The organism is Pedobacter puniceum, assembly GCF_009674685.1.
Taxonomy (GTDB): Bacteria; Bacteroidota; Bacteroidia; order Sphingobacteriales; family Sphingobacteriaceae; genus Pseudopedobacter; species Pseudopedobacter puniceum.
The window spans coordinates 518,841-538,335 of record NZ_WKJI01000002.1 but is presented as its reverse complement, the minus strand read 5'-3'; the positions used below and the strand labels follow the sequence as shown (position 1 = coordinate 538,335).

The window sequence follows — 19,495 nt, the reverse complement described above, 5'->3', positions numbered from 1 at the left end:
ACGGAGTTTTGCGTATGGGCTTTAAGCTTAAGCTTATTTAGTTTTATAAAAATTTATTTTAGGTATGATTCATATAGCCATTGCGGAAGATAATAACTTTGCTTTACAATCTGTTTTAGAAAAGCTTGCTAAGTATGAGGATTTAGCTGTTAAATTGATTTGTTATAATGGCCAAGATTTACTCTCAAAAATAAAACTTCATCCCATCCATATAGTATTAATGGATATAGAAATGCCGGTCTTAAATGGTATAGAAACTACACGAAAATTAGCTCAATTAAACCCTAAAATAAAAGTATTGGCATTAACTACGTTTGATGATGATGATAAAATATTTGAGATGATTATGGCAGGAGCATCAGGTTATTTGCTTAAAGAGGAGGGGCATGAAAATATTTATAAAGCTATTACAGACACTATAGACGGTGGTGCGGCAATGTCGGCAAGTATTGCCTTAAAGGTTATGAATATTATGCGTAAGCAACCTCATGATAATAAAGCAGTAAAGGTTTTTGATATAACGCCAAGAGAAAAAGAAATTTTAGAACAGCTAAAAACTGGGCTTACTTACGAGCAAATTGCTGCCAATTTATTTATTAGTTACGGAACTGTAAGAAAACATATTGAAAATATTTATAAAAAACTACAGGTTGATAATAAAGTGAGTGCTATAAATATTGCTGTAGAAAATAAATTAGTTTAGCAATTTATTTCACCCTCTTAGCATTATCCTTAACAAAACTCTCCCAACCACTATAAGTTTTACCTTTACCGCTAGCAGAAATTTTCTGGAAAGAATGGCAAACTGCAACAGCCAAACCATCAGTAGCATCTAAAAACTCCGGCGTTTCTTTAAAGCCTAATAATTGTTGTAACATAGCAGCTACTTGCTCTTTACCTGCATTACCATTTCCGGTGATAGATTGTTTAACTTTCTTTGGCGAATATTCAAAGATAGGAAGGTTCTTAGCTAAGCCAGCAGCCATAGCTACACCTTGTGCCCTACCTAGTTTTAACATTACTTGAATATTTTTACCGTAAAAGGGAGCCTCAAGCGCCATACAATCTGGTTGATATTGCTCTATTAAACTGGTTGTACGTTCAAAAATGCGTTGTAGCTTAAGCGGATGATCATCTAAATGATCTAGTTTAATAATGCCTAAATTAACTAAAGAAAGCTTACTGCCAGTTTCTTTTACTAAACCATAACCCATAACAGCAGTCCCGGGATCTATCCCTAAGATGATTCTTTCTTTTGATTTTTCTCTTAGCATAAGGGCAATATTAAGCTAATTTCTTAACATTGTACAAAAATGGCGGTTTTGACAAAGCAGCACAAAAAAATTATCAACTACCTTATAAAATTTAGTATCCTGCTTTTAGCGGCTATTTTTATTTATAAACGATTGTCTGATAATACCAATCTACAAAATTTCAATCAGTTAATTTCTACACTAGATAAAAATAAGGTAAAGGTAATTTTGTCTTTGATATTTTTACTGATGCTTTTTAATTGGTTACTTGAAAGCTTAAAATGGAAATTTTTAATAGCTAAAATAGAGTCTATAAGACTTCAAAAAGCTATAGAATCTGTTTTTTGTGGTTTAACTTGGGCAGTTTTTACACCTAACAGAATAGGAGAGTACGGCGGACGTATCTTTTTTTTATCGCCAAGGAAAAGAATACAAGGTGCCATAGCCATGAGTGTTGGGCATATATCACAAATGGTTATTACCAATGTTGCGGGCGCTTTAGCTTTATTATGGTTTCTGTTCCATTTTGTAATAACAAACCAAAGTTTATTTTTTGCTATTTCTTTTGTTGTTTTTGTTTTCTGTAGCTTTTTTATTCTTTTCTATTTTAATATTCACTCGCTAAATCACCTTCTTAATAGCATAAAGCCTTTAAAGCGTTTTAATGCTTTTTTTGGGGTTTTAAATAGTTATAATTCTAAAGAATTAAGTAAAGTGATGTTATTTAGTTTGGCAAGATTTACAGTTTTTACTACACAATATATTTTAATTATACATTTACTAATACCCGAGATACCTTTTTATCAAGTAAGTTTATTGGTATTTATTTTGTTCTTTGTTCAATCTGCATTACCATCTTTAGATTTACTTGATATAGGCGTTAGAAGTATGACAGCTACTTATTTCTTTAGTTTCATTACCCATCAAGAAATTGCAATTATGGCTTCTGCAGCGTTAATTTGGTTGGTTAATTTAATTATTCCTGCTATTTTGGGTTCTTTCTTTGTTTTTAAACTCAATTTCTTTGGTAACAATTCTTAGTATACTTTCTATCCTGCTCAGCATTATATATGCATTATTAGTACTTTTTTTAAATAAAGGCTGGTTAAATCTGCCCAATTTTGTTTTTAAAAATATACAGCCTATAACTAAAGTTTCTATCATTATTGCCGCTAGAAATGAAGAAGATAAAATTGCTTTAACGATAGATGACATTCTTAAACAGGAGTATCAAAAGGAGCTTTTTGAATTAATTGTGGTTGATGACCATTCTACAGATGCTACAGCAGAAATTATTGGCAGCTATGCCAACCATGGCGTTAAGCTCATCAAATTAAATGAAAGTGAGCCTTTAAATTCCTATAAGAAAAAGGCAATAGCAGAAGCTATAAAAATAGCTTCTGGAGAGCTGATTATCACTACAGATGCAGATTGCAGAATGGGAAGTTTATGGTTGCCAACCATTATCAATTATTACAATCAGCATGATTATAAATTGATAAGTTCGCCAGTAGCTTATTTTGAAGAGAAAACTTGGTTTGAAAAACTGCAAACTTTAGAGTTTTCTTTTTTGATAGGTTTAGGAGCCGCTGGTATAGGTAATAAAATGGCTTCTACTTGTAATGGTGCTAATTTAGCTTATCGTAAAGATGTGTTTATTGAGCTAGGAGGTTTTAAAGGGATTGATGATTTGGCCTCTGGCGATGATGAGCTTTTATTACATAAAGTAGCTTTTGCTTACCCTAGCGGTATAGGTTTCTGTAAATCTTACGATGCTATCGTATTTACACATGCTAAAGAAAACTTGAAAGCTTTTATTCAACAGCGTAAACGTTGGGCCAGTAAAAGTGTAAAATATAAAGATAAACGTATTGTTGCTTTGGCTGTTTCTGTATGGCTCTCAAATTTAAGTTTAATCTTAAATTTATTGTTTTCGTTTCTTTTTCCTACCATTTTATGCGTTTTCGCGGCCCAATACTTCCTAAAACTACTGGTAGAGTTATGGTTTTTAATTCCCGTTTTGACATTTAATAAAAGGAAAGGATTATTATTTCTATTGCCAATTCTTACACTTATTCATCCTTTATATTTCATTTATATAGGTATTGCCGGGAACTCTGGAAAATATAATTGGAAAGGTAGAATGGTTAGATAGTTTTAAAATTGAGTTTTTATAGATAAATAATTAATTTAGAAACATAGAACAAGATTTTGAAAAACAAACAGCATACCTCCAATGAAGAAGAGCAGATAGATCTTATTGAGCTTTTGCTGAAAAGGCAGGCCGAGCTAAATGCGCTCCTGGAAATCACACAAGCTATTAATAGTAATGTACCAGGTTCTGTCTTGATAGAGATGCTGGAGCTCATCCTAAAGACTAATTTAAAAGTTGGTAGGTTTAGATTGCTTTATATCCATGAAGATGATTTTGTTTGTGTTTCTCAGTTTGGTGGCGATGTAAATCTTTATGAAGATTATACTGCTATCAGTAAAGAGTTGATAGAGCTTAAAAATCCAACTCAATTATCAGATCATCCAGACCCAATTTTTAAAGGTTACGATTTCTTTATCCCAGTTTATCATAAAAACCAAGCTCTAGCCTATGTTTTGGTCGGAGATTTCCCGCAAGAGGAAAAGCTTTTGGGCAATCAGATTGATTATATCCAAACCTTAATAAACGTAATTATTGTTGCGTTTGAGAATAAAAAACTTTTTAAAGAGCGCATTCAGAAAGAGCGTTTACAAAGAGATTTAGAATTAGCAAGCCAAGTGCAAAATATGTTAATTCCGCAGGTTTTACCAAAGAATACTGAGTTAGATGTAGAAGCCATTTACCGCCAGCACCAAACTATAGGTGGCGATTTTTATGATTTTATAGAGCTTAATGAATCTGAAATTCTTTGGTGTGTTGCTGATGTTTCTGGAAAAGGAATTTCAGCAGCTTTAATTATGGCTAATTTCCAGGCTAGTTTAAGAGCACTTGTTTCTGTTGATATTTCTTTATCAGAATTAATTACTCGCTTAAATAAAGTAGTGTACCAAAATACCAAGGGAGATAGATTTATTACCTTATTTTTGGGTAAATACAATAAGCAAACCAGAGTACTTAATTTTCTTAATGCAGGGCATAATGCTTCTTTATTGATACAAGGAAACGGCGTAGTGCCTCTTTTAAAAGGAACTACTATGATTGGCGTTTTTGATGAATTGCCTTTTGTAAATGAAGGCTTCATAGAGATAGAACCAGAAGCCCTCATTTTTAATTATACCGATGGTATTTTAGAATTTGATGGTGAAGAAGAAAGAAGTCTTTCTGAAATAGATTTGATGGATTTCCTCATTGCAAATAAGCAATTAGATTTAAATGTTATTCATCATTTACTTATCAAAAAGATAGAAGCTATAAGAAGAAGTTTAACGGCAACAGATGATATTACTATTTTATCTTTAAGATTTCATTAGATGGGTTCATAATGCGTAGATAAAAGTCTAAATCAAACATCTGAATCTATCTATTCAACTAACCGTCTAACTAACCCTACTGTACAAAAATACCCGAGGTAGCACCCTGCCAACTAGCATCATAAGTTTTACCGTGATGAGTACCATTTGTCTTTTCGTAATTGCTAGCTTCTAAAACATAAAAACCTTTCCATACAGGTATAAAAGTGATATAGCCATTTTCATCTGCTGTGTATTCTTTGCTCCAGCCTTGAGGTGAGAAAACCATTACCTTTCCTTTAGCAAATGCTTTATTATTTAACAAGACCTGAAATTGTACTTCCTGATTTATTTGATGTAATTTTTGCACTTTAAAAACCGTTTTTAGCGGATTTGGTACATCAGCCTCAGCTTTAACATTACCTACATTTACAATAGCGTAAGAAGAAAATTCATATTTAGTTGTACCGCCTAATTCTTTAGCTTCATGCACTACTGATAAAGCATACTGCCCTTGTACAGCAGGTGTAAAAGATGCTGTGAAACCATCCTGAGTTTCTTTTACTTCTAGTCTAATTTTTTCTTTTCCTGGTTGTATCAGCCATAAGCTAAACTGGTTAACATCAGAATACCATTTGTTAGGTATTTCTTTTTCTTGGGTTGCATACTCGCCGTAATAAATATTTACTTGATGTGATTGTCCTATTTTACCGTTTAGAGGAGTTTCTATCCATAAAGCATGGGCTAATAAATTTTTAAATGGAAGCGCCAATAAGGCTAAAAAGAGTATTGATTTTAGAGTTTTCATAATTGTATTTGTTAAGCTGTGATTAATTCTTGTGTGCTAATGCTTTTTGCTTTTTTATTTCTTCTGCCCCACCATATCATGAAACCGGTAATGGGTAAGCTAGACGATATTAGACTTGCTATAAAAGCTAATATTTTACCGGGTAGCCCTAAAATTGCTCCTACGTGGATATCATAATTCATGGCGATAATTTTTTCTCCGTTATTGGCATCAGCAAAATTTTTGCGATGTAAACGTTTACCGGTGTATTGGTCAAAATGTAATTGGTCTTGGTTATAATAAACTTCTTTACCACGGTAGCCGGTAACCCTTATAGTAGCTTCTGGATTAGCAGGTTTTAAAACCGATAATCTATCCGCTTCTATTAATTCTATTTTAGCAGTATGGTAGGCCATATCTAGCGGGTGTTGGATACTTTTAAAACTAGAATCTGCCAGATTAGAGCTAAGTTTTATTTGTTCTGGAGCTGTGGTACTTTGTGCAGCTACAACATAGACTGTAGCTTGAAACCATTTAAAGGCCCAAACCATCCCCGTAAGGGCTAAAAGTAATAACACAAATGAGGCATAAAAACCAGCTACATTATGCAAATCGTAATTGAGGCGTTTAAATTTTGCCGACCATTTAACTTTGAAACTTTTATTAAAATTTGATTTTTTAAGGTTCTTTGGCCACCATAAAATGATACCACTGATAAGCATCACCACAAAAATGAGCGTAGCATAACCAACAATAGGCTGGCCATACGGAGTGCTTAATAATAAACTCCAATGCATGTATTTAACCAGACTAAAGAAATTGTATTTGTAATCTATTTTACCAGTAACGGCTCCTGTATATGGGTTTATATAAATGGCATCGTAATATTCAATAGCTTCAAAATAGGTAATAGCATCTTCTGGACCAGCTTTAAAAAACATAAATTCCCATGCTTTATCAGCCTGTTTAAAGCTTGTAGCGGTACGCACAGGAATTTGTTTACCATACTCGAGTTCTGCTTTTTTAATAAGCTCAGATATAGGTAAAGTTGATGAGTTTTTAGGTACATCAACATACAAAACATCATGATAATATAGGCTTGATATTTCTTTTTGAAAAACATATAAGCAGCCAGTGATACTTACTATAAACACCACTAGCCCGGATGATAATCCGAGCCAGAGGTGAATTTTTCTGATACTTTTTTTAAAGCTCATCTTAAATTTAATACTTAAAACTTGTAACTAAGGCTAGCATTTACAGTTCTTGGTCTTTGGGCTTCTATGGTAGACCAACCTTTGTAGTATTCTTTGTTTGTTAGGTTGTCTAATTTTAAGATTAAGCCTATTCGGTTAGTTTGGTAAGATGCTGATGCATTTAATACCGTGTATGCTGGTAAAGCAAAAGCACCTGGTGTTAACCTGTTCATGATGAAGTTTTCACTCGCATAGTTGCCACCAAAACCTAAGCCAAAGCCATTTAGATTACCCTCTAAGAATTTATAGCTTAACCATAAGTTTACCAAATCTTGCGGACCTGCACTTTCTGGTCTTCTACCAACAAATTGTAAATCGCTACTTTCAACAACTTTGCTATCGTTATGGCTATAGCCGGCAATAATATTTAAACCTTTAAAAGGGTTAGCTATAACTTCTGCTTCAAAACCCTTGCTATAATTTTCACCATCTTGCGAGTATTGGAAAACGCCAGAACCTGGTGCAGTTTCGCCACCTTGTCTTACCACATCAGAAACTCTAATATCATAATAGCTTAAAGTACCTGTAAACAGATTATTGAATAAGCTTAATTTAACACCACCTTCTATTTGGTTGGCTTGCTCTGGTCTAAAGGTATTCACCACGCTTCCTTGAGTAATTGGAGCAATGTTTCTAAAACCATTCATGTAATTACCAAAAATGGAAATCTTATCTTTTATAGGTTGATAAACGATACCCAATTTTGGCGAAAATGCAGTTTGGTCATAGTCATCATTAGGGTTGGTTTCTAGACCTTTATTATCAAAATAATCTAACCTACCGCTTAACATGGCAGAAAGTTGTGGCGTAAAGTTAAATACGTTAGAAACATAAGCACTATAAACTTCTTGCGATGTTTTTGTTTTAGGCGCTGCTAATGTTCTTAATTTATCGTCAACGGCTGGTCTGGTTAAAATACCTGTATCTTCACCATTCATTTTAACATCGCCAACTACTGCATAGCCACTACTATTGTTAATGATGACTTTGTTATAGTAATCTAAACCAGCAACTAAGCGGTTTCTAAATTTCCCGATTTTAAAATCGCCAATGAAGTTTTGTTGAATATCTGAGGTATAGGTATTACCATTTTGCTTACTTACATATCTTCTAAATACGCCATCAATATTAGGATAATTAGGGATAAATCTTGATACTTCATACAAATAAGAGTAATAACCATCAGATTTAGCTGCGCTTCTAGAATATACAGTTTGTGAGGTCCAGCTATCAGAAAGTTTATAGTTTATTTGACCTTGAAAACTGCTAATTGGGTTTTTTAAAGTTAGCTCGTTATTGGTGAAAGAAAGTTTAGGATTATAGCCTAGCTCATCCATATTTTTAGCTAGCAAAGGGGCACCACGGTCTAAAAATATCATCGCTGGGTTAGTTTTTTCTTCATTTAAAAACTCAGCATTTAAATCAATACTTAATCTATCACTTGCTTTGTAGCTTAAAGAAGGTGCAAAAGATAAAGCTTTTCTAAAGCCAGCATCCTGGAAACTACCTTCTGTATGGTAAGCTGTATTAATTCTTAAAAATAGGTTTTCTTTAAGCGGAGTATTGATATCTGCACTAAATCTATTTAAACCATAAGTGCCTGATGTGTAATTGATTTCTCCACCAAATTGTTCATACGGTCTTTTGGTTACTACGTTGATTAGACCACCATAAGAGATTAAGCTGCTTCCAAATAAGGTTCCTGATGGACCTTTGATAACCTCTAAACGCTCTACATTAGAAACATCTAAGCCCCCATTAGTTAAGCCTGGTAAACCATTTAATAAATTAGGTTGTACGGCAAAGCCTCTTAAAGAATAGTAGGCTGCTCCGTCTCCAGATCTTCCTGTAGAAGTCCAAAGTTTATCAATACCAGGGGCATTTTTAACAATATCATCAAAGCTTGTGATGACTTGTTCTTTAATCAGCTCGCTAGAAATGGTGCTATACACCTGAGGGTTTTCCATATTTAGTAGCGGTAACCTAGCTACATACGGAGACTCTTTTTTAGCAAACTTATTAGCTTTAATTTGTTTAATGGTAACCTCTTTTAATTGCTGGCCACTTTCAGAAAGTATAAAGTCTAACTCTACTACTTGGTTGGCAATTACTAACGCTTGTTTACTTTGTGATGCTAAACCTATATAACTTGCTGTAACTTCATAATTACCAGGTTTTAAGCCTTTAAGTAAATATTGCCCTTTATCATCAACCACGGTGCCTTTAATACCTTTAATTGTGATAGAAACTAAAGAGCCAGCTTGGCCGTCTGAGGTTGTTACTTTCCCTTTTATAGCTCCTGTCTGAGCATTGGCCAACTGATAACTAAATATGATAGATAGTAATAAAATGAAAGATTTTAGATAATTATTATTCATTGTTTTTATTTAGATTAATTATAAACAGAGGCAAATATAGAGTCCTAAACTCTTAAATGCAAAATTATTTATAATTAGTCTAAATAAGTTTTTGTTGAAAGTGTTGGTGATAAATAGCACCTGTCATTCCTAATAAAGCCCAAAAAACTAATGCTGCTTTATCTTGATCTAGAAAATTATTGAGAAAACCGTGTATCAGATAGGTTGATAAGCTTAATAAAATAGCTAAAGCAAATAGCTTTAATTGTTTATCAGTAGATTGATAAATAACGTTTAAAAGTAATTTAATAACAGTAAAAACAAGAATTAAAAAGGTAATCAAACCAATAATGCCACTTTCTATCAGAGGCCTCAAATATTCGCTGTGTATACCGCCCATATCTCCAGTTGTGGTACTGATGGAAGTCATTTCATGTGCTCTTTGATAGCCTGAGTATTGAAATTGATAGGTTCCTGGTCCATATCCCCAGAATGGTTTTTCTTGAAACATTCTTGAGGCAGATTTCCATCTGTTTAAGCGTTCTACGTTAGAATCATCAGTACTAATATTAGAGATAGATTTTAAATCTCCCTCTAGGGTTTTGCCCGATGCTACTTTATTAAATCTGATTGTTTGGTAAATCTGGTTTTGAAACAGTATTGCTAAAGAAGCAGCTAAAACTAATCCTATCATCATAGTTTTAAACTTAACCCGCATCTTAATTATTACTGCAAAACCTAAGGTGATGATGATGCTTAACCAAGCTGCTCTAGAATAAGAAAGCAAAATACCTACTGTGGTTGATGCGGCAATCACCCATAAAAAAATAAAGTTTAAAGTTGATAAATAGGTTCGGCCTTTGATAATTAAAACTACAGTAAAAATAAATATCATAGCGCATACGGCACTGTAAACGGTATGGTCATCAAAAAAAGGGTTCATAACAAAGGTTCCGCTTTTTTGTGAAAAGCCTCTTTGCCAATGTCTAATACTGGTGTAATAAACTATTAGGCATAAGCCTAAACCATAACTAATTACAAAGTTTTTGATGTTTTGCTTTTGTTGGAAAATGAAAAATCCCCACAAAAAGCCTGTGCCGATAAACCAAAAATGGGCAAGTAAAAACTTAAAGGAGACTAAAGGAAGGGTGCTAGTTAAACTGGTTATGATAAGCCATACATAAAAGAGCAAAATACTTTTACTTAAAGGGCTTTTAAACAGGCTTCTATAAGCTGATTTTTCTTGCCAAAGTTTTAAAAAAAATATTAGGCTAAAGGCAAACATCATAGGTTCATCAGGCAGGTTTATACCTGCCGTACCTAACATTAACTCTATGGATAGCGGCGTACAAAAGGCTATCAACAATAAAATCTTATCAAAAGAAAATATAAAAAGAGCTGCAAAAATTAATGCTGCAGGAATTAGTAATGCATAATAAACAGGAAATTTGAACACAATAAGCGCAATCAGTATTAAGAAAGCTACACTTAAAGCGTAAATCTGTTTAATAGAGGTTATCAATTTTATAAAGAATTTTTCTTTGCTAAAAAGCCTAAACAAGCTAGTAAAAATGCACTAAAGCCAACGCTTAACATCACTAATAATTTATTAGGATAGGTGCTTTTTTCTGGTATACTTGCTTTATCGATAATGAATTTTTGAGCTGCTGATTTTTTTAAATCAACCTCGGCATTTTCATAACGCAATTGTAAGTTGGTTAAAGCTTCTTTTTCTTTTTCATAAACAGCTTCATAATCTAAATATTTACCACTTAGTTTACTAAAAGTGCTTACCGTTGGTTTTAATGATTTTAATGTAGCCCTAGCGGCTTCTAAACGCCCTTTGGCTTTAATATAGGTGGTATCGGGTAAATCTTTTCGATTAGCATCGTAAACTTTTAAACGGGCTTCTTCTGCTTTTAATTGCGTTTCTGCTTTAATGATAGCCTCACTTAAAACCTCAGATTGTGCTTCATAATCAAACACTCCTTGTTCTCTTATGGTACTTAGTTGTGCTAGAATAGAATCTACCTGCTTTTGCTTTTTTTGGTATTGATACGCTAAAATATCAAAAGCTTGTTTTGCCCTTTCTTGTTGCATCAGGGTACGCATACTGTCTAAGGCAAAGGATATATAATTGGCTATAGCAGCAGCCATTTTTGGGTCTTCATCTTTAACGGCAATTTTTATAGCTAAATAATCTGTACGGTTAATTTTAGTGTTTGATGCTAACTGTTCTCTTACTTTAGTTTGTGGATATTTCTCATCAGCTTTTATATTATAATGCGCTAATAAATTAAATTTTTGAATCACTTTATCCTTAAGTTCATCTGCTTGAAGCATTTCTAAAACTTGGTCGGTTTGTTCTTCATCTCCAAATTCCATAAAATCTTCTAGGTTATTTTCACCTAGTACAGTTTTAGATATAGAGTTATTTGCCGGAGTATAAAAAACAGTATAAGCCTCATACTTAGGAGTTATTAAAAAACTAGCAATTAAACCAATTACTAATCCTATAAAAGTTATAATAGCAATGTGCTTTCTATTTTGGAGGATGATATTGCTTATAGATAGTAGGTTAAATTGTGGTATTTCTTTTTCCAATTTGTCAATTTTAAACTGTTAAATTATAAATAATATCTGTTTTATGCCATTTTTAACATGTCCTTTATTTTTTTGACAGATAATAGTTTAAGGACGAAACTAACCAGAATACTGCCGATTACAAAAAGTAGAAAAGATACTATCCAGTTTAAAAGGATGTTTTTTAAAAGATAACCTCCTATAATTAATAAGGCTATAAAGCCAAATAGCTTGAAAATGGTAGATAAAGGGAAGTTATCTTCAAAATAAACATAATAAAAAGCTTGATAGGATAAACCAGCTGCTATTAAAGCTATCAAAGTACTTAAAGCAGCACCATAAGCCATATATTTTGGTATAAAATAGCAGTTTAATATAATATTTATCAAGAGGCCCATTCCAGAAATAATGTTTAAAGCTTTTAATTTATTTGCTGCGGTTAAAATGCTGCTAAAAATATAGTATAGTACAATTAATGGGCTATTAAACATCAGTATACCAAATACATTAGATAAATGAATGCTGCTTTTATTGCCATATAAAAGATGCATCATTTCTACCCTAAAAAACCAACAGCTTAAAGAAATGATGATGGCCAAAACCATCAATAATTCAAAGCTCTCTTTTACAAGTGTATTGATATTTTTTCCTTGTGCAATAAATCTACTAACCGTGGGAAAAAATAAAGAAGCAAACAAGACATAAATGATATTTGAGGCATCTAATAAGCGGTAAGCTGCGGCATAAATACCTGCTTCTAATTGTCCGTTTGGGAGCATTTTTTCTAGCATAATGCTATCAATTTTATTATAGGCTAGCACTAAAAAGGTAAAAAGAGTAAAAGGCATTAAGCTTTTCAGGATACTGAAATCAGGCTTTAATTTGCTTAAATGAATAACATGAATTCGGTTTTTATGTAAAACTAAAGCACAACAAACAATACTTATGGTTACTGCAATTACTTGGCTTAAAGCAAAAAATAAAAGATTACTACTTAGGGCTATTTCATATACCAGAAGTGGTATAAACAATAAAATCAGTAAGAGTTTATCTAAAACAGAAAAAATAGTTTCCGCCTTGTACAACTCTGCACCTTTTAAATAAGACCTTAAAAAGTTTAAGAAAGACCATAGCACATGATACAAACTCAGCCAAAATAAAAGCAAAAAATAATTACTATCATAACCGCTACAGAGGGCACTTAAAAAGGTAATGATGATATAAATGGCAGATAAAATCAGCTTTAAGCTAAAAAGTTTTACATTTTCTTTTGCGGCAACTTTTTGTGCAACAGAACGCAGTAAATAGTTGTTGATGCCAGGGTCTGTAATAATACTTAAAACAAAACTGAAATTAAAAAGACTATAATACAAGCCATAAGCTTCAAAACCGGCAGCTAATTGTACACCACGTTCTACTCCAAAAATCCAGACTAATTTTATGGAAACATTTACAAGAATTAATATAATTACCCAGCCGGCTAACTTTTTATGCATAACAGTTGAAAGATGAAAATAAACTAATAAATGCAAAGCCGCAATTTTATTATGAAGCAGGTTTATTTATCTTAGCCCATAACCAGAATTAATATTTTGCGAATAGCTGTTAACACCCGTTTTTTACAGAAAGACAACCTAGAAGGTATAGGAAGATTTTCTTTTGAAACTTTAAAAAGGATGGTACTTAAACATCCGGAGGTAGAGTTTATTTTCTTGTTTGACAGGAAATTCGACGCTTCTTTTATTTTTGCTCCAAACGTAAAAGCATATGTAGTTTATCCGCAGGCAAGACATCCTTTTTTGTATTATATCTGGTATCAACACAGTTTAAGAAGAAAATTAAAAGCGCTTAAAGCGGATGTTTTCCTATCACCCGATGGGTTTTTACCTTTAAATACTGAGTTTAAAAAAGTAGCTGTTATACACGATATCGCTTTTGAACATTACCCAAAAGCGATAGATTGGCTTTCTTCTGTATATTACCGATACTTTTTTCCAAAATTTGCCCACCAGGCTGATGCCATTGTTACCGTATCGCATTTTAGCAAGGCAGATATCGTCCAAAAATATCAAATTCCAGAGAGTAAAATAGCTGTTGTTTACAATGGCGTTTCTGATGTTTTTAAACCCATAGCACAACAAAAGAAGCCGTATAAAAAATTTGATAAACCTTATTTTATCTACAACGGCGCTATACATCCACGTAAAAATATACTTTGCTTATTGCAAGCTTTTGAGGCTTTTAAAACAAAAAATCAATTACCACATTTATTGGTGCTTACCGGGAGGAAGGCTTGGAAAAATCAAGAACTAGAAAATTACTATCAGCAAATGCAACATCAAGCAGATGTAATTTTTACAGGTAAATTACCTGATGAAGAATTGGCAAGTTTAGTAGCGCATGCTACTGCTGCTGTTTACCCTTCTTATTTTGAGGGTTTTGGTTTGCCTGTAATAGAGGCTTTTGCTTGTGGCACACCAGTTATCACCAGTAGAAACACAGCAATGGAAGAAATTTCTGGTGGCTTAGCACATTTAATTAATCCGTTTAACGTTTTTGACTTAGAAAATGCTTTGCTTAAATTAGCAAACATGCAGCCCGATAAAGAGCAAGAAAGTAAAAGGATAGCTTTTGCTCAAAGTTATTCTTGGGACATTGCTACTGATAAATTGTGGGACATTATACAAAAAATAAGCTAATGCTACTACCATTTTACCAACAAGAGCTTTTAGAAGCCGGCTGTGATGAAGCTGGTAGAGGTTGTTTAGCAGGACCAGTTTTTGCGGCAGCTGTTATATTGCCTCCCGATTTTCATCACCCTTTACTAAACGATTCTAAACAGCTTGCAGAAAAAGAGCGTAACAAACTCCGTAAAGAGATTGAAGAAATGGCCATTGCTTTTGCTGTTGCAGCGGTAGACCATCAAGAAATTGATAAAATAAACATTCTTAATGCCTCTTTTTTAGCTATGCATAGGGCTTTAGACCAGTTAAAGCAGCAGCCAGGTTTTATTATTATAGATGGGAATAGGTTTAAGCCTTATCAAAATACAAAACACCAATGCATTGTAAAAGGCGATGGTAAATATTTCTCTATAGCGGCAGCCTCTATTTTAGCCAAAACTTACCGAGATGAATATATGGAAAACCTGCATCAGCAGTTTCCGCATTATGATTGGAAACAGAATAAAGGTTATCCAACGGTAAAGCACCGCGAGGCTGTACTTAATTATGGTTTAAGTCCCTATCATCGTAAGACTTTTAGAATAACCAACCCACAACTTTCTATCTTCAATAATCTATCTTATGAAAGTACTACTGCTCACCAATAGAGTTCCATTTCCGCCAAATGGAGGTTATCCTATTGTAATTTACAATACGATAAGGGAGCTTGTTGAGCTAGGTTGTGAGGTTACACTTTTCTCTTTAAACACCACTAAGCACTTTGTGAAAACAAAGGAAATTAAAGACCCCGTTTTTAAGAAAATCAAATTTGTACAGTACAAAATAGATAATAGGGTTAAGGTAAAAGATGCTTTTTTAAATTTATTTACAGGTAAATCATATAACCTAAGCAGGTTTTACGAGAAAAACTGTGCTAGTAAACTTGCACATCTGCTAAGAACACAAGAGTTTGATATTATACAATTTGAAGGCCTTCAAGTAGTGCCGTATTTAGACATTATAAAAGAAGTAAGTAAAGGAAAACTTATTTATAGGGCACATAATATTGAACATCAAATCTGGAAACGTTTAACCTTGCAAGAAAATTTTTTCTTGCGTAAAATGTATTTTGGGCTACTAAGTAAGCGTTTACAAAAATTCGAGTTTAAAATTTTAAATAGTTTTGATGCTATTTTAGCTATTAGTTCTGTAGACGAACATTTTTTCAAGAGTGTAGGCTGCCAAAGTCCGGTTCACACCTTTCCTGTCGCTTTAAATTTAGATAATTACGAGGTTCAGCAACAGCTATCTCTACATAAGAGTATAGGCTATATTGGCTCTATGGAATGGCGGCCAAATCTCGAAGGTATAGATTGGTTTTTAGAAAAAGTATGGCCTTCTATTAAACAGCTTGATGCAGGAATTACCTTTCATTTGGCAGGTAAAAATATGCCTAAATATTTAAAGGTTTTAAATAGCCAATCTTTCATTTTAGAAGGCGAGGTAGAAGACGCCGCTGCATTTATGGCAAGGCAACATGTGCTTATTGTTCCATTACTTTCTGGTAGTGGTATGCGGGTGAAAATTATAGAAGCTATGGCCTTAGGAAAATGTATCATTGCTACTTCTATTGCTGCAGAAGGTATCAACTATCAGCATGATGTGAATATTTTAATCGCCGATAAAGCTGATGATTTTTACAAGCAAATTCTTCGTTGCTTTACGGATAAAACTTTAATTAGCCGGATAGGAAAGGAAGCTAAGAAGCTGGTAGCCAAGTATCACGATAATAAAACGCTTAGTAAAGATTTACTAAATGTTTATCAAACAATTTGTGACAAAAAGCCTTAATGTTTTTTTGTTAATTTCGCAACGTAATAACCCATAAGATTCATGAAAAATACAGCTTTAACCGATAAGCATATAGCTCTGGGTGCCAAAATGGTTCCTTTCGCAGGATTTAACATGCCAGTACAATATGCTGGAATTAACATAGAGCATGAAACGGTACGAAATGCTGTTGGTGTTTTTGATGTTAGCCATATGGGCGAGTTTATCTTGAAAGGTGAGGGGGCTTTAGCTTTGATACAACAAGTAAGCGCTAACGATGCTACTAAACTTTTTGATGGTAAAGTACAATACTCGTATTTACCCAATAAAGAAGGTGGCATTGTTGATGATTTATTGGTTTACCGAATAGATGAAAAAACTTATATGTTGGTGGTTAATGCTTCTAACATAGAGAAAGATTGGGATTGGATACAAAGCTTTAATACCCATGGTGTGGATATGAAAAACATATCAGACCGTACCTCATTACTAGCTGTACAAGGTCCTTTGGCTGCCCAAGCATTACAGGGTTTAACCGATATAGATTTAGCAGCCATGGAGTATTACACTTTTACAAAAGGTGTGTTTGCAGGTATAGAAAATGTATTGATTTCTGCTACCGGATATACTGGTGCTGGTGGTTTTGAAATTTATTTTGATCATCAGCATTCTGAAAAAATTTGGGATGCTATTTTTGATGCAGGTGCTGCTTATGGTATCAAACCTATTGGTTTAGGTGCCAGAGATACCTTAAGATTAGAAATGGGTTTCTGCTTGTATGGTAACGATATTAACGACCAAACATCGCCACTAGAAGCTGGCTTAGGTTGGGTTACCAGTTTTAATAAATCTTTTACCAATTCAGAAGCCTTAGCTTTACAAAAGCAAAATGGCATAGCTAATAAATTAGTTGGCTTTGAAATGGTAGAGCGTGGCATCCCTCGTCATGATTATGAAATTTGCGATGCTGATGGAAACACTATCGGAAAAGTAACATCAGGTACGCAATCTCCATCTTTACAAAAAGCTATAGGTTTAGGCTATGTAGATAAAGCTTTTAGTAAAATAGATGCCGAGATTTTCATTAAAATAAGAGATAACAAGATTAAGGCTAAGGTTGTAAAACTTCCTTTCTTCAAGAAATAAGCCATTATACATAAGATTATAAGCAAGATATATGCAGCAGCAGAGAAAGATAGAAGTTTGCCTTACCCCAGCTTTACTTCCACTTTATAATATTGAAAATTCTATAGTTATAGTTATTGATATTTTTAGAGCTACATCTTCTATTTGTTATGGGATAGATAATGGTGCCGAAGCTATTATACCTGTAGCTACCGTAGAAGAATGCATTGCCTTAAAGGATGATATTTGTCTTCTGGCAGCAGAGCGTGATGGCAAAGTAGTAGAAGGTTTTGATTTTGGAAATTCTCCCTTTTCTTATACTACAGAAAAAGTTAAAGGCAAAACAATTGTACTCACCACAACCAATGGTACACATGCCATAGATGAATCTAAAAAAACAGCTTATCAGGTTATAATTGGTTCTTTTTTAAATGTTGATGCTGTATGCGATTATTTGAAAACACAAGATAAAGACGTTTTTTTACTTTGTGCCGGATGGAAAAATAAGTTCAACTTAGAAGATACGCTATTTGCTGGAGCAGTGGTGAGCAGATTAAAAGATGGAAATTATTTTCAGGATGATTCTAGTACTGCCGCAGAAGACCTATACCAATTAGCAAAGCATGATTTAGGTGCTTACACTGCCAAAACTTCTCATAGCGAAAGATTGAAGCTTTTGGGCATAGAAGAAGATATCAAGTTTTGCCTTCAAGAAAATATTACCCAGACTATTCCGGTTTTAAAAGGTAATAAGCTAGTGAAGATGGTTTTTTAAGTTAAAAGTAGAAAGTTAAAAGTATTAAAGTACAGAGTATAAAGATGCCTAAAAAGCGATAATTAGGAACTTCCAATAATATTAAATCAAACTTTTCCGAAGGACTAAAGACAATCTATGAAGATTTAGAGGTGAAGTCTAATAAATCTTTCGCAAAAAACTTTTCTTAAGAAGTATTGGGAAACAATCTGACGGGTATTGTAGAAACCTTCATAAGCCATAACCATTCACACCACTTAGGGTCGTGTATAAAGATTTATTTAGACGAAACTACAAATACTTATCAGCTTTGCCTGCCTGCCGCTAGGCATGAATTATTCATTTTTATTTATGGTTTTCTTAGATATTCATGAATTCGTTCCTTGTTTCTTTCATCAAGGAAAAGAAAGAAGCCGCTACACGGCAAGGGTAAGAAAGCCTTGTGTGTAAAGACCAATACTTGAAAAAATTCAATACCCAGCTAAGGTTTTAATCCCTTTTCCACAATGTCTATTTAATATTTCTTAGTCATTAAGAAATATACTCACAAACCTTTAAACTGCTTTACTTTAATGTAATCTGTCTTTTAATGCTTTCCTCTAAAGAGATAAAAGTCTCCGTACGTTGAATACCTGGTACAGCTTGTACTTGATCATTTAAAACATGGCGAAGATGCGTAGTATCTCTACAAATAATTTTGGCAAACATAGAATAAGCTCCTGTACAGTAGTGCAACTCTACAATTTCCTTAACTTGTTTTAGTTTTTCAACGGCATCGTGGTAGATAGAACCTTTCTCTAAGTAAATACCTAAGAAGGCACAAATATCATAACCAACTTTCTGTGCATCTACTATTAAGTTAGAGCCTTTGATGATACCCATATCCTGCATCTTCTTCATTCTCACGTGGATAGTACCACCAGAAACGATTAATTCTTTGGCTATTTCAGTATATGCAGTAGTTGCATCATTCATCAGGATAGACAAAATTTCAATATCCAGATTATCAATTTCTAAATTTTGGCGGGATTTATCAATCATGTTTTTGCTATTTTTTAATCGTAAACAATATTAAATAAAAAATTGCTAAAAATTAAAATATATTGTTGAAATATTTGTAAAATATAAGTTTTGCTATTACATTTGTATTGTTCAATCAACAGAAAGAAGGCGATCTTCTTCAAAAATTGACAAATAAATATACTGTAGGGTGGTGAAATTGGCAGACACACCTCCTTGTCTCGGTGGCGAAGGTTTGGGAAATAGCAGCAATGTGAAATAACTACTTCGTGTAGGTTCGACTCCTACCCCTACAGCCCTTTCGTTTAATTTAGGTTTATAATTGGTTAGTTTAAGCTCAGTTCTCCCCGTTCTGAGCTTAACTGTTTTATAGGGGTTTGGTTACCTTAAAATAGTACCTCTTATCTTCGTTTTTAAAACCATTAG

17 protein-coding genes and 1 tRNA gene are annotated in these 19,495 nt (G+C 33.4%); 10 read left to right on the top strand and 8 right to left on the bottom strand.

What is annotated here, in order from left to right:
* The first annotated feature begins 64 nt into the window (after positions 1 to 64).
* Positions 65 to 703, top strand: a complete 639-nt coding sequence (locus tag GJJ64_RS08970) for a response regulator transcription factor (protein WP_154287466.1) — start codon at positions 65 to 67, stop codon at positions 701 to 703.
* Between the two features lie 4 nt (positions 704 to 707).
* Here GJJ64_RS08970 and ruvC read toward each other — a convergent pair whose 3' ends face one another.
* On the bottom strand, positions 708 to 1,274 hold the full coding sequence (gene ruvC / locus GJJ64_RS08965) for a crossover junction endodeoxyribonuclease RuvC (protein ID WP_154287465.1): 567 nt from the start codon (positions 1,272 to 1,274) through the stop codon (positions 708 to 710).
* Between the two features lie 39 nt (positions 1,275 to 1,313).
* Between ruvC and GJJ64_RS08960 the strand changes: the two genes are divergently transcribed.
* From GJJ64_RS08960 to GJJ64_RS08950, 3 genes are read left to right on the top strand one after another with little or no spacing between them, the layout of a single operon-like run.
* Positions 1,314 to 2,294: a lysylphosphatidylglycerol synthase domain-containing protein gene (locus tag GJJ64_RS08960; protein WP_154287464.1), complete on the top strand. Its 981-nt coding sequence runs from the start codon at positions 1,314 to 1,316 to the stop codon at positions 2,292 to 2,294.
* Positions 2,278 to 3,408: a glycosyltransferase family 2 protein gene (locus GJJ64_RS08955; protein ID WP_154287463.1), complete on the top strand. Its 1,131-nt coding sequence runs from the start codon at positions 2,278 to 2,280 to the stop codon at positions 3,406 to 3,408. The genes GJJ64_RS08960 and GJJ64_RS08955 overlap by 17 nt, the downstream gene beginning before the upstream one ends.
* Positions 3,409 to 3,464: 56 nt before the next feature.
* The gene (locus tag GJJ64_RS08950; protein WP_154287462.1) at positions 3,465 to 4,715 is read left to right on the top strand and encodes a PP2C family protein-serine/threonine phosphatase; all 1,251 of its coding nucleotides are present in this window, start codon (positions 3,465 to 3,467) and stop codon (positions 4,713 to 4,715) included.
* Between the two features lie 76 nt (positions 4,716 to 4,791).
* Here GJJ64_RS08950 and GJJ64_RS08945 read toward each other — a convergent pair whose 3' ends face one another.
* The 6 genes from GJJ64_RS08945 to GJJ64_RS08920 all read right to left on the bottom strand — a co-directional run bounded on the left by GJJ64_RS08945 (position 4,792) and on the right by GJJ64_RS08920 (position 13,173).
* Positions 4,792 to 5,502, bottom strand: coding sequence for a DUF4198 domain-containing protein (locus GJJ64_RS08945; protein ID WP_154287461.1), 711 nt, complete (start codon positions 5,500 to 5,502; stop codon positions 4,792 to 4,794).
* Positions 5,503 to 5,513: 11 nt separating this feature from the next.
* Entirely contained in the window at positions 5,514 to 6,698 is a 1,185-nt protein-coding gene (locus GJJ64_RS08940) for a PepSY-associated TM helix domain-containing protein (protein ID WP_154287460.1), read from the bottom strand.
* A 14-nt stretch (positions 6,699 to 6,712) separates the two neighbouring features.
* Positions 6,713 to 9,115 carry a TonB-dependent receptor gene (locus GJJ64_RS08935; RefSeq protein ID WP_154287459.1) on the bottom strand — a complete coding sequence of 801 codons (2,403 nt, stop codon included), beginning with the start codon at positions 9,113 to 9,115 and terminating at the stop codon, positions 6,713 to 6,715.
* Positions 9,116 to 9,194: 79 nt separating this feature from the next.
* Complete coding sequence (locus GJJ64_RS08930; RefSeq protein ID WP_154287458.1) at positions 9,195 to 10,616, bottom strand: O-antigen ligase family protein; 1,422 nt, start codon at positions 10,614 to 10,616, stop codon at positions 9,195 to 9,197.
* 2 nt (positions 10,617 to 10,618) lie between these two features.
* Complete coding sequence (locus GJJ64_RS08925) at positions 10,619 to 11,698, bottom strand: Wzz/FepE/Etk N-terminal domain-containing protein (protein WP_154287457.1); 1,080 nt, start codon at positions 11,696 to 11,698, stop codon at positions 10,619 to 10,621.
* 41 nt (positions 11,699 to 11,739) lie between these two features.
* On the bottom strand, positions 11,740 to 13,173 hold the full coding sequence (locus tag GJJ64_RS08920) for an oligosaccharide flippase family protein (RefSeq protein ID WP_154287456.1): 1,434 nt from the start codon (positions 13,171 to 13,173) through the stop codon (positions 11,740 to 11,742).
* A 96-nt stretch (positions 13,174 to 13,269) separates the two neighbouring features.
* Here GJJ64_RS08920 and GJJ64_RS08915 point away from each other — a divergent pair, with 96 nt between their 5' ends.
* From GJJ64_RS08915 to GJJ64_RS08895, 5 genes are read left to right on the top strand one after another with little or no spacing between them, the layout of a single operon-like run.
* Positions 13,270 to 14,376, top strand: a complete 1,107-nt coding sequence (locus tag GJJ64_RS08915) for a glycosyltransferase family 4 protein (protein WP_154287455.1) — start codon at positions 13,270 to 13,272, stop codon at positions 14,374 to 14,376.
* Entirely contained in the window at positions 14,376 to 15,008 is a 633-nt protein-coding gene (locus GJJ64_RS08910; RefSeq protein WP_154287454.1) for a ribonuclease HII, read from the top strand. Before GJJ64_RS08915 ends, GJJ64_RS08910 begins: the two co-directional genes overlap by 1 nt.
* Positions 14,983 to 16,191, top strand: coding sequence for a glycosyltransferase family 4 protein (locus GJJ64_RS08905; protein ID WP_154287453.1), 1,209 nt, complete (start codon positions 14,983 to 14,985; stop codon positions 16,189 to 16,191). Before GJJ64_RS08910 ends, GJJ64_RS08905 begins: the two co-directional genes overlap by 26 nt.
* Before the next feature lie 42 nt (positions 16,192 to 16,233).
* Entirely contained in the window at positions 16,234 to 17,316 is a 1,083-nt protein-coding gene (gcvT, locus tag GJJ64_RS08900) for a glycine cleavage system aminomethyltransferase GcvT (RefSeq protein ID WP_154287452.1), read from the top strand.
* A 31-nt stretch (positions 17,317 to 17,347) separates the two neighbouring features.
* Entirely contained in the window at positions 17,348 to 18,070 is a 723-nt protein-coding gene (locus GJJ64_RS08895; RefSeq protein WP_154287451.1) for a 2-phosphosulfolactate phosphatase, read from the top strand.
* Positions 18,071 to 18,613: 543 nt separating this feature from the next.
* Here GJJ64_RS08895 and GJJ64_RS08890 read toward each other — a convergent pair.
* Entirely contained in the window at positions 18,614 to 19,090 is a 477-nt protein-coding gene (locus GJJ64_RS08890) for an Lrp/AsnC ligand binding domain-containing protein (RefSeq protein ID WP_154287450.1), read from the bottom strand.
* Positions 19,091 to 19,253: 163 nt separating this feature from the next.
* On the opposite strand from GJJ64_RS08890, the gene GJJ64_RS08885 reads away from it, so the two are divergent.
* Positions 19,254 to 19,365 (top strand) — tRNA-Asp (locus GJJ64_RS08885).
* Positions 19,366 to 19,495: the final 130 nt, after the last annotated feature.

Excerpts from the sequence above, each read along its gene's own strand:
- GJJ64_RS08905 (WP_154287453.1), top strand. The coding sequence starts at position 14,983 with ATGAAAGTACTACTGCTCACCAATAGAGTTCCATTTCCGCCAAATGGA.
- GJJ64_RS08890 (WP_154287450.1), bottom strand. The coding sequence starts at position 19,090 with ATGATTGATAAATCCCGCCAAAATTTAGAAATTGATAATCTGGATATT.
- GJJ64_RS08935 (WP_154287459.1), bottom strand. The coding sequence starts at position 9,115 with ATGAATAATAATTATCTAAAATCTTTCATTTTATTACTATCTATCATA.
- GJJ64_RS08970 (WP_154287466.1), top strand. The coding sequence starts at position 65 with ATGATTCATATAGCCATTGCGGAAGATAATAACTTTGCTTTACAATCT.
- GJJ64_RS08895 (WP_154287451.1), top strand. The coding sequence starts at position 17,348 with ATGCAGCAGCAGAGAAAGATAGAAGTTTGCCTTACCCCAGCTTTACTT.
- GJJ64_RS08940 (WP_154287460.1), bottom strand. The coding sequence starts at position 6,698 with ATGAGCTTTAAAAAAAGTATCAGAAAAATTCACCTCTGGCTCGGATTA.
- GJJ64_RS08920 (WP_154287456.1), bottom strand. The coding sequence starts at position 13,173 with ATGCATAAAAAGTTAGCCGGCTGGGTAATTATATTAATTCTTGTAAAT.
- GJJ64_RS08960 (WP_154287464.1), top strand. The coding sequence starts at position 1,314 with ATGGCGGTTTTGACAAAGCAGCACAAAAAAATTATCAACTACCTTATA.
- ruvC (WP_154287465.1), bottom strand. The coding sequence starts at position 1,274 with ATGCTAAGAGAAAAATCAAAAGAAAGAATCATCTTAGGGATAGATCCC.
- gcvT (WP_154287452.1), top strand. The coding sequence starts at position 16,234 with ATGAAAAATACAGCTTTAACCGATAAGCATATAGCTCTGGGTGCCAAA.
- GJJ64_RS08910 (WP_154287454.1), top strand. The coding sequence starts at position 14,376 with ATGCTACTACCATTTTACCAACAAGAGCTTTTAGAAGCCGGCTGTGAT.
- GJJ64_RS08945 (WP_154287461.1), bottom strand. The coding sequence starts at position 5,502 with ATGAAAACTCTAAAATCAATACTCTTTTTAGCCTTATTGGCGCTTCCA.